At 69.8% G+C, this 15,461-nt stretch carries 16 protein-coding genes; 13 read left to right on the plus strand and 3 right to left on the minus strand.

Going from position 1 to position 15,461, the window contains the following annotated elements:
* Window positions 1–21: 21 nt before the first annotated feature.
* Window positions 22–591 carry a hypothetical protein gene (locus tag ACFYL4_RS26975; protein ID WP_387522133.1) on the minus strand — a complete coding sequence of 190 codons (570 nt, stop codon included), beginning with the start codon at window positions 589–591 and terminating at the stop codon, window positions 22–24.
* On the minus strand, window positions 588–4,148 hold the full coding sequence (locus ACFYL4_RS26980) for a hypothetical protein (RefSeq protein WP_387522135.1): 3,561 nt from the start codon (window positions 4,146–4,148) through the stop codon (window positions 588–590). Before ACFYL4_RS26980 ends, ACFYL4_RS26975 begins: the two co-directional genes overlap by 4 nt.
* 494 nt (window positions 4,149–4,642) lie before the next feature.
* Here ACFYL4_RS26980 and ACFYL4_RS26985 point away from each other — a divergent pair, with 494 nt between their 5' ends.
* From ACFYL4_RS26985 to ACFYL4_RS27045, 13 genes are all read left to right on the plus strand, one after another.
* On the plus strand, window positions 4,643–4,879 hold the full coding sequence (locus ACFYL4_RS26985) for a hypothetical protein (RefSeq protein ID WP_387522137.1): 237 nt from the start codon (window positions 4,643–4,645) through the stop codon (window positions 4,877–4,879).
* The gene (locus ACFYL4_RS26990; RefSeq protein ID WP_387522139.1) at window positions 4,876–5,079 is read left to right on the plus strand and encodes a hypothetical protein; all 204 of its coding nucleotides are present in this window, start codon (window positions 4,876–4,878) and stop codon (window positions 5,077–5,079) included. The genes ACFYL4_RS26985 and ACFYL4_RS26990 overlap by 4 nt, the downstream gene beginning before the upstream one ends.
* A complete protein-coding gene (locus tag ACFYL4_RS26995) occupies window positions 5,079–7,262 on the plus strand; it encodes a hypothetical protein (protein ID WP_387522141.1) in 2,184 nt (727 codons plus the stop codon). The genes ACFYL4_RS26990 and ACFYL4_RS26995 overlap by 1 nt, the downstream gene beginning before the upstream one ends.
* Window positions 7,263–7,265: 3 nt before the next feature.
* Window positions 7,266–7,478, plus strand: a complete 213-nt coding sequence (locus ACFYL4_RS27000; protein ID WP_387522143.1) for a hypothetical protein — start codon at window positions 7,266–7,268, stop codon at window positions 7,476–7,478.
* A 95-nt stretch (window positions 7,479–7,573) separates the two neighbouring features.
* Window positions 7,574–7,915, plus strand: coding sequence for a hypothetical protein (locus ACFYL4_RS27005; protein ID WP_387522145.1), 342 nt, complete (start codon window positions 7,574–7,576; stop codon window positions 7,913–7,915).
* A complete protein-coding gene (locus ACFYL4_RS27010) occupies window positions 7,912–8,076 on the plus strand; it encodes a hypothetical protein (RefSeq protein WP_387522147.1) in 165 nt (54 codons plus the stop codon). Before ACFYL4_RS27005 ends, ACFYL4_RS27010 begins: the two co-directional genes overlap by 4 nt.
* A gap of 74 nt (window positions 8,077–8,150) precedes the next feature.
* Window positions 8,151–8,702 (plus strand): hypothetical protein, encoded by a 552-nt coding sequence (locus ACFYL4_RS27015; protein WP_387522149.1) that lies wholly within the window; start codon window positions 8,151–8,153, stop codon window positions 8,700–8,702.
* Between the two features lie 74 nt (window positions 8,703–8,776).
* On the plus strand, window positions 8,777–9,466 hold the full coding sequence (locus ACFYL4_RS27020) for a hypothetical protein (protein WP_387522151.1): 690 nt from the start codon (window positions 8,777–8,779) through the stop codon (window positions 9,464–9,466).
* A 58-nt stretch (window positions 9,467–9,524) separates the two neighbouring features.
* Complete coding sequence (locus tag ACFYL4_RS27025; RefSeq protein ID WP_387522153.1) at window positions 9,525–11,390, plus strand: FtsK/SpoIIIE domain-containing protein; 1,866 nt, start codon at window positions 9,525–9,527, stop codon at window positions 11,388–11,390.
* 70 nt (window positions 11,391–11,460) lie between these two features.
* On the plus strand, window positions 11,461–12,075 hold the full coding sequence (locus ACFYL4_RS27030) for a 3'-5' exonuclease (protein ID WP_387522155.1): 615 nt from the start codon (window positions 11,461–11,463) through the stop codon (window positions 12,073–12,075).
* A gap of 262 nt (window positions 12,076–12,337) precedes the next feature.
* On the plus strand, window positions 12,338–13,138 hold the full coding sequence (locus tag ACFYL4_RS27035; RefSeq protein WP_387522157.1) for a hypothetical protein: 801 nt from the start codon (window positions 12,338–12,340) through the stop codon (window positions 13,136–13,138).
* A gap of 719 nt (window positions 13,139–13,857) precedes the next feature.
* Window positions 13,858–14,628 (plus strand): Scr1 family TA system antitoxin-like transcriptional regulator, encoded by a 771-nt coding sequence (locus tag ACFYL4_RS27040; RefSeq protein WP_387522159.1) that lies wholly within the window; start codon window positions 13,858–13,860, stop codon window positions 14,626–14,628.
* The gene (locus ACFYL4_RS27045) at window positions 14,615–14,803 is read left to right on the plus strand and encodes a DUF397 domain-containing protein (RefSeq protein ID WP_387522161.1); all 189 of its coding nucleotides are present in this window, start codon (window positions 14,615–14,617) and stop codon (window positions 14,801–14,803) included. Before ACFYL4_RS27040 ends, ACFYL4_RS27045 begins: the two co-directional genes overlap by 14 nt.
* A gap of 206 nt (window positions 14,804–15,009) precedes the next feature.
* Here the strand turns inward: ACFYL4_RS27045 and ACFYL4_RS27050 are convergent, their stop codons facing one another.
* Window positions 15,010–15,249: a hypothetical protein gene (locus ACFYL4_RS27050; protein ID WP_387522163.1), complete on the minus strand. Its 240-nt coding sequence runs from the start codon at window positions 15,247–15,249 to the stop codon at window positions 15,010–15,012.
* Window positions 15,250–15,461 lie beyond the last annotated feature (212 nt).

Genomic DNA, 15,461 nt, shown 5'->3' on the forward strand with positions numbered 1-15,461 from the left:
CCCCACCCCCCTCAGATTTCACTACCAGCTGATGTCCTGCAAGGATTCAATAACCATATCCTCGCAGTAGTACATGTGAATCATTGCGTGCACTGCGTCCGTGGCGGCTGACATTCCGCCATCTATCAGCGCCCGAATCACGTCGTCGGCCGCAGTCGGGGGAATGTAATAGCCAATCTGAATGGTGCGCTGGCGCACGTCCCCGGATTTGCGAATCATGCCGGTGATCGACAACCCGCCCCCACTCGCCGCAGCCCCGGGGCCCAAATTGCCTTTCAATCCCTCCACGCGGCTAGGGATGATGCGCGCCGCACGCTGGGCCCTTTTCAGATCGGCCTTGTGCTCCTCGGAGATCCCTTTCCCGGAGCGATTCAGGGATTTGGCCCAGCGCCGCACGGTAGAGGTGGACACCCCCATTTTCTCGGCCAGCGCCCGCACCCCGCCACCGCGCCCGGCGCCGCCCAGGTTCTTGATGGTGTCCCTGGTCCACGCCCCGTGGGTCTTCCCCTCGGAGGCCGGACTTTTGTTGGTCATGCGCCGGTAGACCTCTTCACCCACGCGCGCATCAAAATTGGCCTGATCGTCGCTCACTGCTTCGTCAGCTCCTTAGCGAACTTCGCGCGGAATGCGTCCATGCTCATGGTGTCCTTGTGGTCGTAGGTCCCCAGCCCTTCCCCCTTGGGGTACGCGGGAGCGTCCTGTCGGGCCATTCCCTTGACAGCGGGGTACCAGATCCCCAGCCCATCCGGAGTGGGGGAGTCCGACGAATACCACACCTCATCGGTGCGCACCAGCATGGGCCATTCACCCGACATCTCGTGCGCCCGAATGATCTTCCGATTCAGATTCGCGCGACCCGTGGCCACCACCGTGTGGTGGAAATCGGGACGGTGCATGAATCGCGTGCCGCGCCGCAGCATTCCCACGGTCTCCCGGATGGTCGCTTTGACGGCGCCCCGGATGCGCTGGGCCTCCTCGTCCTCGGTGTCCTCAGGGATACCGAAATATGCGTCGCGCAGCATCTCGGCGTAATCGCGCATGGCGCGAACCGCAGGTGCCTTGACCGGGGACAGGTAGGCGTCCAGCGGCTCCTGGACCACGGTCGGGTGGTGCTGGGCCACCAGGATTAGCGTCGGTGTCGTCACCGCCACCATCCCGTCATCGTCAGCGTGGCCCACGACCAGGGGCGGCGCGCCCTCGGCTACCCGGTAGCCGTCCGCGCGCCAGGGGATACGCCAGTACCCCGCGCGCTTGGGATTCCACCGCACGCGCCCGGCGTAGATCTGAGCTGCGGCCGAGCACTCGGCGGTGCTCATGGCGGCCAGGTACATCACACGCGCGTCCAGGCAGTGCGCCCACCGGCGCCCGGTGTCGGTCGCGGTGAGCGGGCGCGCGCTGGACGCGTCGCGCTCCCAGGGCGCCACAGCGGCTGGAGTCGATCCGCCGTCCCAGAGCCACGTCACGGCCCGGGGGGTCATCTCCCGCAGGCGGGCCACACCCGTGGTGCCAGCGGTCATCCGGTAGGCGGCGCCCACTCGGGCCCGGTACCCGCCCAGCACCAGCGCGGCCTGTAGCGGGGTGTCCTGCGTGGACAGCAGCCCCGCACCGGACACGCGCCGGTCATCCATCCAGTCCAGCACCGCGATGGTGATGGAGGGCCTACCCTGCCCCCACCAGGAGGTATACGCGCCGATCCCCGCCGCGCTGCCCGACCACCCGGCCCCCTCGGCCTGGTCGTAGGCCTCGGGGCGCTTGGTGCGGCTGGTGATTTTTTTCGGGGCCGCCCACGCCTTGGCGGGGTAGCCCACCGTCCGCGCCATCTCGGCGGTGACGGCCACGGTGCCGCCCTCGGGCATGAGCCCAGCGATCCGGTCCAGGAACCTCCCCATCCCCTCGGCGCCCCATTCCAGGTCCCAGCACTGGCCGGTGTCAGCGATGATCTGGTCGCCGTCCACGCCCAGCGCCAGCACCGCAGCGCCCTCGGTCTCCTCGGGGCCCTCCTGGTCCTGGGGGGCCTGCTGCGGCTCCTGCTGGGCCACCGGGACGGAGACAGCGGCCGCCGGGGTCACCTCCTCCTGGGGGGCCTGCTGCGGCTCCTCCTGGGCGCCGCCCGGGGTCGAGTCAGCGGCGGGGGAGTCCAGCACCGGGGCCGGACCCACGGGCCCCACCGAGGCGCGCGGCGCGTCCGGGGCCGTACCGTCCTCGGCGTCGCCCAGGTCCGGCCAGATCACCTCAGGCCGCAGCATCACCAGCGCCACACGGTCCTGTAGCGCGCTGATCCAGGTACGCGTGGTCCCCGCGTTTTTGCCCTGCGACCTCTGGGGGGAGGGCAGCGCCGCCCCCGCCCGCAGCAGCGCCCCGGGCAGCGACCGCGCCGTCATCCCCGCCACCCGCACATCACGAGAGGCCTCGGTCAGGATGTGCAGGGACGCCCCGCTCACCCCCACCGCGCTCCGGTCCGGGAGCCAGTACAGCGCCACGCCCCGCCCATGCGGCTGACCGCTCACGCGGCTGATGCCCAGCTCGGAATCGGGGCGGCCCGGCACCCGCGCGCCGGGGGTCCCGTCCGGGCCGCACACGTGCGCCCGTCCGGCCACCAGGGCGGTGCGGACCACATCACCCACAGCGGTGCCCAAATCGTCAGTGCGAGAGGCACGGTCGTGCGTCTGCGCGTGCTGATGCACCAGGCTGGGCGCCAGCTGCGCGGCGGCGTAGTCCACCAGGGACCGGGCCTGATCGGCGCCCAGCTGCGCGGCCTGGGCGATGAGCACCAGCCCACCCAGCATCTGCGCGGCCGAGCGCACCACCTGGCCCATGCCCAGGGCGGCGCCGTCCCAGTCGGGCATGAGGCGGTCCATGTGCGCGGCCAGCACCCGCAGGGCGGCGGCGTCGGCGGCGTCCACCACACGGGTGGCCTCCTGGCCCTGGGCCTGGGCCAGGCGGGTGATGATCGCATCGCCCAGGGCGCGCACCGAGGGGCCCACCCGGTCAGCGTGGCGAACCCCGTCCTCCCCCAGGTCCGCCCACCACTGCGGGCGCGCGTCCCCCTCCTGTAGGTGCATCATCACGGTGCGACGCATCAGGGACGCCTGGACCTGGGGCATGGTCTGGGCGGTGATCATCACCGGGGAGCGCACGAACCGCATGCTCTGCGATTCTGAGGGGTCCCTGCGCTGGCGACCGCGCATCCCCGCGCCGTTGCCCACGCTGCGGATGATCCGGTCGAGTTTGGTGATGACCTCGGAGGACTCGGCCCCGCCCGACTCACCGGTCAGGGCCACGTCATCGGCCAGGGAGGGCACGTCGGCATCGGAGTCCAGCCGCATTTCCAGGTGGGCCAGGGTGTCACCCATCACCCGCACCGTGGGCGGCGGCGGGAACGCGTGCCGCAGCACCAACCCCCGCGCCAGCGTCGTGCAGGAGGTTTTCCCGATCCCGGGGCTACCGGTGATGACCAGCGCCGCCGTCACGGGACGGATGGACTGGGCCAGCGCCCGCGCCCCCACTCCCAGCGCGACCAGCGGCGCCCACCCGCCGTGGTGGGCGATCTCGGCCAGGTGGGCGCGCACCGTCGCGGCGTCGGGGGTGTGGGGGTAGGGCGCGGCCAGCGTGGCCACCTGCGCGTCGGGGGTGTAGACCAGGGCGATCGGGCGCCCGGCCGGGACGGTGGTCCCGTCGTGACGCACGAACACCCGCTGGTCGGGGAACTCGGGGTCGGTGTGCCAGCCGGTGCGGGTGGTGGCCCTGATCCGGGGCGCCTCCGCGCCCAGGAGTCGCACCACGTTGTGGAGTACGTCACGTACCTGTCGGGTGCCCACGCCCACGGCTGCGGGGTAGTGGTCCCAGACCTCACCCGTGCGCAGTTGCTGGGCGGTGACGGTGCGCACGTCCGCGCCCACGGCCACCTGGTAGTGGACCTGGGCAACCGAGCCGAGGTCATCAGGGGTGACCAGCACCCGCTGGACCTCGGGGAGCCAGCGCAGGACCGTTTCCGGTGCGGGGGCGTCCCCGGTGGCGGTGCGGCGGGCGGTTTTGCGGACACGCACCAGGCGGGGGGTGCGGGTGTCCACATACCAGCCAGGGGAGCCGGGGACCTCGGTCGGAGCGGGGTGGGGCAGGAGCACGACACGGGCGTCGGTGGTGGTCATCGGGTCTCACCCGCCCGACCTGCGACATCAGCGGGGAGGGAGTTTACGGACACCGTGTGTGACCGATTGTGGGAGATGACTACACAACGGCCGCAGAGGCCGTATAGTGGGGAACGCAAAACAGGGCTCCGCCCTATATATGGCATCTGGTGAGAGTCCGCCAAGATCAAGCACCAGATGCGAAGCTTCCCGCCCCGGCCAATCGGCCGGGGCGGCTTCAGTTGTGTCTGCCATCATGCCGGACCGCAGTCCCACATGTGGCCGCAGTGATCATTTCGTGGCCGGTGTCGGCCGCGATGAGCACGAATGTCCGTTTTCGTGGGACGCGTGTGGTAGCCGTGACGCCAGACGCGACGTGGGAGACAATACCCAGGGTCGGCCATGCTTGCCAACCATGACACAAGAAAATCTTGGCACGCCCATTCAAGGCTTGCCAACCTTGGCAACCCTGTGCAAGGGTTGCCCTCATGCGACTACTAGAGAGGCCGCCACACATGGCCGCCACCCCGAAGAAGACGAAGAAGTACCACCGCGTCCTGTGCGGCAAGCCCACCGTGGACCTGGTGAACTTCTCCGCTCTGCCCCAGCTCACCGCGCGGGCCGGACGCAAGCTCACCCAGGAGGAGGTGGTGGACGCGCTCATCCAGGTGGGCGCGGCGCACCTGGATGAGGTGGCCCCGCTGCTGGCACCCCCGACCACCGAGACCGACACCGAGGACTCCCCCCAATGACCACCCACCCCCTGCGGTTCGTCGCCTGCCTGGGCGGCATCACCCTGGCCGCAGCCACCGCCACCGCCACCCTGACCGGCGCCGCCACGATCGTCTCCCAGGCCACCGGCCTGGGGACGCTCCCGGCACTGGCCCTGACCGCGATCACCGAGGCCGCCCTCCTGGGCGCGGCCACGCTGGCCGCCCTGCGGGAGGCGTGATGGACACCGCTACCGCCCTGCGGCTGGCGCGCGCCGCGTGGTCCTCTCTGCCCGAGGCCGCGCAGGGCACCATCGCCGTCATCCTCACCCTGGTGCTGGTGGCGGGCGGCGCGTGGCTGGGCTACGTGGGCGTGCGCGCCCTGTGGCGCCACGCCACGGCCCTACTCGCCCGAGCGCGCCGGGTGCGCGTCAGCGCCGAGACCCTGTACGAGACGGCCGCGCCGATCGGCCTGGGCGTGGTCATCCTGCTCCTGGTGTTCCCCGGCCTGGTCCATTTCGCCCAGGACATCGCGGGCATCCGGCCGCCCCTGTCGTGGCTGGTCATCGTGGTGGTGGAGTTCCTGGCCCTGTGGTTCGCGATCGTGCGGTTCCGGGAGGCCCAGCGAGGCTACCCGGCGCCGGTCGCCACCGTGATGACCTGGGTGGTCATCTGCGCGGCCTCCTACCTCCAGCGCACCAAAGCCGAGGCCGACCCCACCGTGGAGCCCGCAGGGGTGCTGTTCCTCGGAGCGCTGCCGTTCGCGCTGGGCGCCGTGGTGGAGTTCGCGCTGCACATGCGCCGAAAAAGGGTCGCCGACGAAAAGACCCACAAGCGCAACCGCAACGTCGACGCCATTCTCAAAGCGCACCCGGTCGAATACGCCCAGCTGCGCATCAAGCTCGCCGCGCACCCGGAATGGACCACCCCGCAGGCTCTGCACGCCGTCCGGGTGGACCGTGCCAGCGCCGTTTTGATGGAGCTGCGCGAGGCTCGCAATTCTCCGATGACGACCGTCCCTCAGCGGCTGGAGGAGGGCACCCGGAGGGAATTGCGCCGGAATCGCAAGGAGGTGGCCGTGGCCCAGCGACTGAACGAAAAGCGGGACGCCCTCATTCACCGTTTGGAAAAGCGCGCTATTCGGCACATGACCCGTTTGGGATTCGCGGGTGAGCCCACCGAATCGCGCGCGGTGGACCTGCTGCGCGCCATGCAGGTGCGTACCCGGGTGGGGGAGGTGGCCGGTCTGGACTACTCCCAGAGGGAGACCACCCTGTCCATCCTGGGGACCATGGTGACCACCGAGGAGGGCACCCCGGGTACCTCCCAGGGCGCCGGAGGTACCCCGGGTACCCGCCGGGTGGGTGCCGGGGTACCCGACGCCGAGACCGGAGGTACCTCGGGTACCTCGCAGGCGGGTACCGTACCCGGCGCACGGGTACCTGGTACCCCGGATCAGGCGGGTACCACCCCGGGCGCTGGTACCCAGGCGGGTACCGCACCGGCAGTGCACCCGGCCAGGTACCTCTGGCAGGAGGGGCCGAGTAACCCCCCCGACGAGGGGTGGGTACCCACCACCCAGGACGCACCCCAGGGCGCGGGTACCGTCCCCGGCGACGCACCCACCCAGGAGGTACCCGCGCAGGTCAGCGCCCAGGTACCTCGGGGTACCTCGGGGGGGGACCGTACCCCGCCCACCCCCGGCGTGGTACCCGCCCAGACCCTGGGCGCCCCCGGTGCCGAGGCTGACGCGGTACCCGCGCCGCAGGCGGGTACCCCCGCCACTGAGGCGGGGTACCCCACTGCGCACACCACCCCCGACGCCCCGGGTACCTCCCAGGCGCGTGGTACCCGAGCCGGGGTTTTTGGTACCTCCCCCGAGGTACCCGCCCAGCCGCAGACACCGCAGGCGGGTACCCCCGCCCCCGGCGCCCAGGACGCGGGTACCCCCGAGGTACCCGACGCGGGTACCTCGGGTACCTCCGTGGGTACCTCGGGAGGTACCTCGGGTACCTCCCACCCCGAGGAGGGGGACGACGACCCCGAGGACGATGGTCCCCAGGGGGGTGGCACGCCCACCCCGGAGCCCAATTCCACGAAGAAGGCGACCATTATGACGTTGCTTGACCGGCACCACGGGGACACGTCGAAGGTGCGCGCGGTCATGGACTCTGACACCTATCAGAATGTGTTCGGGGAGACCGCCAAGAGCGTCGTCTACCGGGTGCGAAATGAACACTGGTTGCCCGAAGTCCTGCACGCGCTTTACATGGAGAAGGGGAATCGCGTCCACGTTATCGCGGAACTCGAAAAGCGCATGATTTCCTATAACCCGGACAAGGTGAATCCGATTTTGGATGAGCTGGTTTCGGAGAACAAGAATGTCCGCCCGATTCGGCCTCTGGCCGCAGCTCAGGAAGGTTAAGAAATGCGCACCGACATCGACTGGGAATCGCTCTACCGGCAGGGACGATCCCCGCTGATCCGCAGTATCGGCATCGGTACCGGAAAGTCCACCACCGCGCGTGAGTACCTGGTCCGCGTGATCGAGCGGCGCCAGCTGGCCGTGGTCGCGCACCTGGCCGAGTTCGACCAGCACGGCAACCGCTACCGGCGCGCGATCTGCGCGCCCAGGACCTGACCGCACATGAGACGGGGTGGCCGCCCAGTCGCCAAACCAGGAGCGGCCACCCCACCCGAACCCACCCACATAGCCGCAGGAAGGCCGGTTTCGTCATGCTCTCACACCGTGACCCGTTCGACCCCCGCCCCGAGCCCGCCCCCACCCCCGCCTCCGAGCCCGTTGAGACGCTCCTGAGGTGGTGGCTGGGCATCCCGTCCGGGAGGCGCCGCACCCTGATCTACCTCGGCGGCGTGGGCAGCGCCGCCGGTCTGGGCGCGGCCGCGCTCACCCCGCCCGCCCTGATCCCCCTCGGAGTCCTGGTCCTGGGGCTGGTCAGCGCCGGAGGCGCGGGGTACCTGGTGGGTGGGGCCCTGTCCCACCCGCCCCAGGACATCGGGGACACCGAGGACGTCTCGGGCTCCCAGGGTGCGCAGGTAGGGGAGGGGCAGCGATGATCTCCCGTACCCGCCGCACCTGTACCACCGCCGCTGAGGCGCCGCGCACCTACGCCTGCTCCTGGTGCGGGCGCACCACGGGGCTACTGCCCGCCGACACCGCCCCCGCCGATCGGATCTGCGACGCGTGCGTGGACGGCCGCCTGATGTGGACCCGCTAGACCCCTGACCAGTACGAACGCCGGGTGGGGCCGTCTCGGCCCCACCCGGCGCACCACCGACAGGAGAGACCTGCATGACCGCCGCGATCATCACCACCCTGCCCGACGCCGAGAGCGCCCACCTGGTCACCGTCTACCGCCCCGGCGCCGACCCCCAGGCGATCCTGGTCACCCTCACCCCCGCCCAGCACCAGCAGTCGCCGCCCCCGGTGCGCCAGGCAGCGGAGCAGGCCCTGCACGCCCACGGGTGGGTGCTGCTGACCCCGGGTCGCTGGACCGGCACCGAGCGCGGCCCCCGCGCCCTGGTGCGCCGTCTGGTGACCGCCCCGCCCGGATGGGCGCGCCGCCCCCTGGACCAGATCCCCGTGGGCGCCACCATCGCCGTGGGGGTCGACCCCCACGGCGCGCCCTGCCTGGACCTGGGCGCCGGAGAGCCCACCTGGTCCCCGCTGGACCCCGGCACCACCCACGCGATGCTGGACAGCGCCCCCAGGGACCTGGTGGACGACCAGGGTCAGCCGCTGGCCGCTCACCTGGTGGACGTCACCTACCGCCCCCCGGGCGCAGCCGTGGCGCGCACCGTCACCGTGGCGCGCACCGCCCACGTGTGGACCACCGCCCCCTGACCACCCGCCCGCCCCGGGGGGCGGGGCCCCACACCATCGGCCACCCCGCCCCCGCACCCCGAGGGAGACACGCCATGGCGCCCGCGTCGCCGCTGCTGCTGGGCCACACCCCCAGCGGCCACCCCCACACCTGGGCCCCCACTCCGGGCCGCCCCCACCTGGCCCTGATCGCCGGGGCCGGGGCCGGTGCCACCACCTGGGCCGCCCACCTGGTGGCCGCACACCTGGCCCACCCCCACCACCGTGCCGAGATCATCACCCACACCCCCGCCCCCTACGCCCACCAGGTGAGCGCGGCCCCAGACCGCGCACGGGTCTGGACACCCGGCCACGCCCTGGGCGTGGCCGGGGAGCTGGCCGCGCTGGCCGGGGACGTGGCCGATCTGGCCACCACCACCGGACACGGGGCGCCGCCCCCGCCGGTGCGCGCGCTGCTGGTGGTGGACTCCTGGGCGCTGGTGTGGGGCCGCAGGGAGCTGCGCGGTCTGCTGGAGCACCTGCGGCACCTGGCCACCCACGGCCCCCGGGTGGGGCTCCACCTGGTGGTGCGCTCCCACCAGCCGCCCCGGGGGCTGGCCACCGACCACTGGTCCCTGGCCACCTCCCGGGTGGGCCCCCACGTGGCCGCGCGGCTGGGCCACGCCCACCCGCGCGGGGTGGTACCCCGCCCGCCGCGCACCGTGGGCCGCTGGGCCGTCTCCACCCCCACCGGGTGGCAGACCATCACCGCCCCAGCGCCCGCCCGCGCCGCGCTGACCAGCTAACTAGACTCACTGACACCCCGGCCCACGAGGCACACGCCTCAGCACTGGAGGACCCCTCATGTTCCTGCCCAGCCCCAGTTCCGCCTCCCCCCACGAGCTGCGGCGCCTGCGCGCCGACATGGAGCGCGACCAGCGCCGCGCCCGCGCCTCCCGGAGCGGCCCCGGATTTTTCGCCTACTCCTGGCGGTGGCTCTCAGGTAGTCCGATGGACGGTATGCCGCGAACGGACGCCACGTGGCTGCGTCCGGCCACGATGAGCGTGGACCCCGTCTACCGGGGGCGGTTCTATACGCGTCCTCGGTTGGCGCGCGCCGGGATGCGCACCGGCTACAGCCTGGTCCCGCCCGCGCTGGGCGCGGGGTGGTGGGCCCACGCTCCGGCCACGTACACGCTGGTGGCCCTGGTGGCGGTCCTGATCTCGGTACGCGCCGCGTGGAGGATGACCATCGCCATCCTCAACTCCCGGCACCAGCGCAAGCTGGTGGAGCCGCTGGCCAAGCTCCTGGCTCCGGTGCTGGAGGTGACCGAGGGCACCGCGATTCGTGGGCTGGAGGTCCCGCGCACCTACCTGTCCGACCCCGAGTCGGTCATCCGCCTGGCGCTGCCGGACACCTGGCGCCCCGACCAGGTGGACCAGGCCAGCAAATACATCCGGGTGCGGCTGGGCGGTGAATGGAATAGGTCCATCACCAAAACCTCCCCCTATTTCGTGCGGTACACGCACAAGCCCGCGCCCCCCTCCTATCTGAGTTTTTCTGACGTGCGGGAGTACCTGGAAAAGGGCGGCCACGGCACTCCGCTGATGGGGCTGGGGACGGAGCAAACCGAGATCCGGTTGGATTTCGACCAGGAGTCCCCGCACGTCGGAATGAGCGTCGGAACCGGTGGCGGTAAATCGTCGTTTTTCCGGCTGATTATCGCGCAGATGGCGTTTCATGGCGTGAAGCATTTTACGGTCATCGACCCGAAAATGGTCTCCCTACAGGGGATGGACGACGTCATTCCTGGGCTGAAGATCTATGACGAGATCGAGGCGGAGTGGGCCGCCATTTCTCGGTTCCGCGCGGAGATGGATCGCCGCTATCAGATCCTGAAAGCAAATCCGAACGCTACGTTCGACCGAATGGTTCTCATCCTGGAGGAGCAAAACAGTTTCGCGCTCGAATCGCAGCTGTTTTGGAAGGAAGTCAAGGAAAAGGGCGACCCTGCCACTCCGCCAATCTGGGCGGATATCGCATTCATTCTGCTCAAGGCCCGTCAGGTCAACATGAATGTCATCGCTGCCTATCAGCGCATGGACGACAAATCCACGGGCAGTATGGGTTTGCGCGACCAATTCGGAATGAAACTCCTGTCCCGATTCTCACCCTCCCAGTGGGACATGCTTGTCGACACCCGACCCCGTGCCCTGGACAGCTCCATCAATGGACGTTGGGTGGCGGTTCTCAATGGCATTCACCGCCAGGTGCAGGTGCCCTATCTGTCATTGTCGGATGTGGAGGAGTTCATGCGACCCATCACCCACCCGCCCCTGTCCCCTCGGGGTGTCCCCTCGGGTGTGGGCGCGCCCCTGTACGAGGTCACGGGTGGGTCAGGGGACGCGGGGGACAGGGGACACCGGCGCCCCAGGGAGCAGGCGCGCATCCTGTCCACGCCCCCGCCGCACCTCATTCACGGTATGCCGCCCGAGGTGAGTAAAAAGGTTCACCAGCAACCGGTAGAGGAGCGCTACACCCTCAAGGCGGCCTGCAATGATGGCATTATCCCCGTCAAATGGGACACTGCGAAAAGGCGGCGCACGCGCGCGGGGGAGTCGTTCCCGAAGGGTCAGGAGGGCCCGGGCGGAATGACCTACACCAAGGGTCAGCTCTGCGAATTTTTCGGGGTTTCAGAATTCGCTGAGAAAGACGGCACGAGCCTGTAGGATGGGAAGAGATCCCGGGGCCGCACCCACAGGGGTGCGGCCCCCTTTTTTTGTTCCTCTAGGAGAGTGTATGCATATTCCAATGTGGGTCGAAGATCCTGACTCCTACCCCAGCCGGAGCCAGCAATTGAAAGACATCACCCAAGCGTCAAGGAAAATCCTCTCCGACCCCGATTCCATCATTGTAGACACGGAAACGACCGGCCTTCGAGGAAAGGCGAAGATCGTGGAATTCGCCGCCATCTCGGCCCACGATGGAAAAGAACTCGCCAATTTCCGAGTCAATCCTCAAGTGCCAATAGAGCCCAGGGCACAAAGCATCCACGGTATCAGCGCCGAGGACGTCGCCGACGCCCCCACCTGGGGGGAGAAATTCCCGCCCCTATGGGACGAATGGAAGGCGCGCGGGGTGAGCTCAATCGTCATCTATAATTCAAGTTTCGATATCCGCCTGATGCGCCAGTCCAGCAAGCCCCACCCCGCCGCATATGCGGCATTCGGCGAGTTCATGAAACTCGAAATCAAATGCGCGATGATGGCCTACTCCGCATGGTGCGGAGAATGGCAGGACTGGTCACAGGACTACCGCTGGCAAAAACTCCCGGGCGGGGACCACACCGCCCTGGGCGATTGCCACGCCACCCGCCAGGTACTGCGCATCCTGGCTGGGGAGGGTGCGGCATGACCCCAGCCCCGCGCGCACGGGCCCGCCCGCGCTCTACACCGCCCGGTGTGGGTCGCCCCGCACGTGCGGGGCCCGCTGGCGCCCCATGGGTCACGGGCACGGTGGTCACACGCGTGCACGTCCCCCGCCCCCTGCGTAGGCCTGACCGGCGGCGGGACCACCCGGGATTCCTCATTGTCATTACAATGACATATTGGTATGCTCGCTTCTGTTCTCACCCCGGGGACGCCCCACAAGCGCCCCCACATCAGAAAGGGACCACATGACCACCCACACGCACACCCCCTCCTACCTGGCCCTAGACGCCATCGGCACCTACGTGGACGCCACCCCGCAGGGGTACGTCGGCGCCCTCCTGGGCCTGACCGGAGACCAGGCCCCTCTGTGGTGGAGCGCCACCTCCGGGCCGCTGGAGATCATCGCGGGCACCGGGCGTGGGAAAACGGCGCTGGCCCAGTCCGTGGCCGCGCAGCTGGTCCGCAAGGGCGAGGTCGCCGAGATCGTCATCATCGGCCAGGAGGACGAATGGGCCCCCCTGGTCCCCGATCTGGCCGATCTCGTGTTCCCGGCCGTCTCCATGGTCGATTCCTACGACCATGAGGCCGTCGCCGACGCGGTGGCCACCGTGACCAGCCACGTGCGCCAGTCCCACACCGCCCGCTACCTGCACGGCGTGACCGACACCAGCGAGAGCACCGTGCTCATCTGGGATGAGCCCGACCGCACCCTGTCACGCCTGCACCAGGAGCCCATCCCCGCCACCTACCACCGCATCCGCGAGGCCCTGTCCCTGATCCGCGTAGAGGGGCCTGGCCTGGGAGTCCACTCCGTCACCACCCACATCCCCACCGCCGCCCCCCGCACCGGCACCCCCGCCCGCAGGGCCGTGGCCGGTCTCTCCCGCGCCCAGGCCACCATCGTGCTGCCCGGGGGTGCGGCCACCGAGCGCCACCACCCCGGACAGTGGTACGTCGCCGACCACGCCACCCCCGGGGCCGCAGCCCCGGCGCTAGTCCAGGCCCCCCACCTGGACCGCACCCGCCTGGCCCAGTTCCTCCTCTAGTCTCAGAGGCGACCCACCGGGGTCGTCTCCACATCAACAGCCCTCCACCACCTGGTGGAGGGCTGTTTCGTGTTCCCGTCCTAGACCACCCCCGGGGCCGCTACCGTGGCGGTGCGGCCACGGTGGCCGTAGGGGATGTGCGTGGGGTACCCACAGCACAACGGCCCCCACCCGTTGGGTGGGGGCCGTTCTTGTGGGCCCCACAGGAGGTGTCCGCCAGACCTCAGACCTGGGGACCAGGAGTGCTCACGCAGCGGGTGGCCAGGGAGCCGGACGCGGCGTCCTGCGAGGCAGGGGAGGCGGGGGCGGGGGCGGGAGGGGAGACGTGGGATCTGGCTCGGGCGGCGACAGGGTCCCGGCCCGATCAGCGATAATCCGATCGGCCACAGCGGCGGGATCGGTCACGGTCATGTGCTGGGCGTGGCCGTGACGGTCCAGCCACCGGAACAGGCCCGATCCCAGGGGGACGGTCACCTGTACCTGCCCCAGGTACTCCCCAGCGGTCAGAGTGGGAGCCGGGTGGGGTGTCCCAATATGGTGCCTGTGTCCGATCTGGTGACCGATTGAGCGCCGTTGAAGTTCTACGCCCAGGGCAGCGAGATGCTGTGCGCGATTTGCCATGTCACCAGCGTGATGCACACCACGCCACCATTCCAGTGATGCTGATATAGCCGTGAGGAGTCTGTACAAATCTGAGCAGAGATTGCAATCATCTGAGCATGAATGAGCGAACATTTGCCTCGGAGCTGGTACGCCTGAGGGCACACTCCCCCCACACCCAGCGGACTCTGGCCGCAGAGATCTCCCACGCCGCAGGCTCCATTTCCAATTGGGAGCGCGGCAAGCACCTCCCCTCGGTCACCATCGCCCACGCGCTGGACTCCGCACTAGGCGGACAGGGCGGCCTAGTTGCCCTCTGGGAGGATGCCAAAAGCGCCGGTGGCGTCCCCGCCCACCTGCGCGGAGACGTGGCGCTGCTGGGCCGCTCCCGGGCGGTGGAGATCGTGAGCCCTGGGGGCGTGCCGGGCCTGGTCCAGCACCCGGCCTACGCCCACTGGGCCCTCCTACTCGGCCGCCCCGCCGACAGCCCCTCGGCGATCCGGGAGCGAGTCACCTCCCGGTGCAGGGTCCTGGACACCGCCGCAGCCGATGTCCGCATCACGGTCCTGTTCCCCACGTCCGCGCTGCACGCGGCCCCGCCCGAGGTGGCGCGCCTACAGGCCGAGCACCTGGTGCAGCTGATCGATGCGGGCCGGGTCACCGTGCACCTGGTGCAAGGCGGCCTGCCCGGGGTCACCGCCCCGTTCAGCCTGTATCGCCTCCATGACGGGCACACCGCCGCCACCACGGATCACGCCACGGGTAGCGTGGATCTCGGACCGGCCGACGTCACGTTTTTGCAGGATGTGGCCCGTGCGGCCCTAGCGGATGCGGCATCCTCCACCGCATCCGCCCTGATACTGAAAGAAAAGGCAAATGAATACAAATAGGGCAATCGCCACAGAGGGATTCAAAAAGTCCTCTTATAGCATGAACGGCGCGAATTGCGTCGAATGCCGAGTTGGGGGCGACAAAATCGACATTCGTGACACACAGCACCGGCCCCTAGGGCATATCTCCGTCCCAGCCTCGGAATGGCTCAGACTGCTGGCCTCTAGCCGATAGCCTGGGAGTTCTCAGGGGGGATACTCCCGCCACTCAGGGAGCCCCACGGCCCCGCCAGCAAATTGCTGGCGGGGCCGTTTTTGTTTGGTGGGGGGTGAATCCGCGGTAAGCCCCCGCCCGCGCCGCTCCTCGGTCACCTCCTGGTGGTGATCGGCCGTGGGCCGGTGTCCACCGCCCCGCAGTCGCACAGTCATACCGTCGTGCAGTCACATCCTGGGCCCCCGCCCGGCGCCCGCGCCCCGTGGGAGGTCTGGCGGTCCGTCGCCCTGGCCGTGCCTCCTGGGTCGTAGGGCCGCCAGCCGCAGCTGGCCGCAGGCCGGTGGCACCATCCACGCGCCTCCCCGGCCCCACCTCGGCCCCTCGGGCGCCTCCTCCTGGTCCGCAGGCGCCCAGCCGCAGCTGGTGTCCGCCATCCCGCGCCGCTCCTCGGTCACGTCCTCGGTCACGTCCTGGGTCACCTCCTGGTGGTGATCGGCCGTGGCCGTGGGCCCGGTGTCCACCGCCTCGCAGTCGCGCAGTTATGCCGTTGTGCAGTCACGTCCTGGGCCGCAGGCCCGTGCGCGGCCCTGGCGCCCTGCCCACCTCCTGGCCGCAGACCCCCGGCCCGATGCAGTCGTGCAGTTGTGCAGTCATCCCACTCTGGTGGTGCCGGGCGCCC

Origin of the sequence: Nocardiopsis sp. NPDC006938, from assembly GCF_042869555.1 — a bacterium.
Lineage (GTDB): Bacteria > Actinomycetota > Actinomycetes > Streptosporangiales > Streptosporangiaceae > Nocardiopsis.

Coding starts and splice junctions, on each gene's coding strand:
- ACFYL4_RS26980 (WP_387522135.1), bottom strand. CDS start 4,148: ATGACCACCACCGACGCCCGTGTCGTGCTCCTGCCCCACCCCGCTCCG.
- ACFYL4_RS26985 (WP_387522137.1), top strand. CDS start 4,643: ATGGCCGCCACCCCGAAGAAGACGAAGAAGTACCACCGCGTCCTGTGC.
- ACFYL4_RS26990 (WP_387522139.1), top strand. CDS start 4,876: ATGACCACCCACCCCCTGCGGTTCGTCGCCTGCCTGGGCGGCATCACC.
- ACFYL4_RS26995 (WP_387522141.1), top strand. CDS start 5,079: ATGGACACCGCTACCGCCCTGCGGCTGGCGCGCGCCGCGTGGTCCTCT.
- ACFYL4_RS27000 (WP_387522143.1), top strand. CDS start 7,266: ATGCGCACCGACATCGACTGGGAATCGCTCTACCGGCAGGGACGATCC.
- ACFYL4_RS27005 (WP_387522145.1), top strand. CDS start 7,574: ATGCTCTCACACCGTGACCCGTTCGACCCCCGCCCCGAGCCCGCCCCC.
- ACFYL4_RS27010 (WP_387522147.1), top strand. CDS start 7,912: ATGATCTCCCGTACCCGCCGCACCTGTACCACCGCCGCTGAGGCGCCG.
- ACFYL4_RS27015 (WP_387522149.1), top strand. CDS start 8,151: ATGACCGCCGCGATCATCACCACCCTGCCCGACGCCGAGAGCGCCCAC.
- ACFYL4_RS27020 (WP_387522151.1), top strand. CDS start 8,777: ATGGCGCCCGCGTCGCCGCTGCTGCTGGGCCACACCCCCAGCGGCCAC.
- ACFYL4_RS27025 (WP_387522153.1), top strand. CDS start 9,525: ATGTTCCTGCCCAGCCCCAGTTCCGCCTCCCCCCACGAGCTGCGGCGC.
- ACFYL4_RS27030 (WP_387522155.1), top strand. CDS start 11,461: ATGCATATTCCAATGTGGGTCGAAGATCCTGACTCCTACCCCAGCCGG.
- ACFYL4_RS27035 (WP_387522157.1), top strand. CDS start 12,338: ATGACCACCCACACGCACACCCCCTCCTACCTGGCCCTAGACGCCATC.
- ACFYL4_RS27040 (WP_387522159.1), top strand. CDS start 13,858: ATGAATGAGCGAACATTTGCCTCGGAGCTGGTACGCCTGAGGGCACAC.
- ACFYL4_RS27045 (WP_387522161.1), top strand. CDS start 14,615: ATGAATACAAATAGGGCAATCGCCACAGAGGGATTCAAAAAGTCCTCT.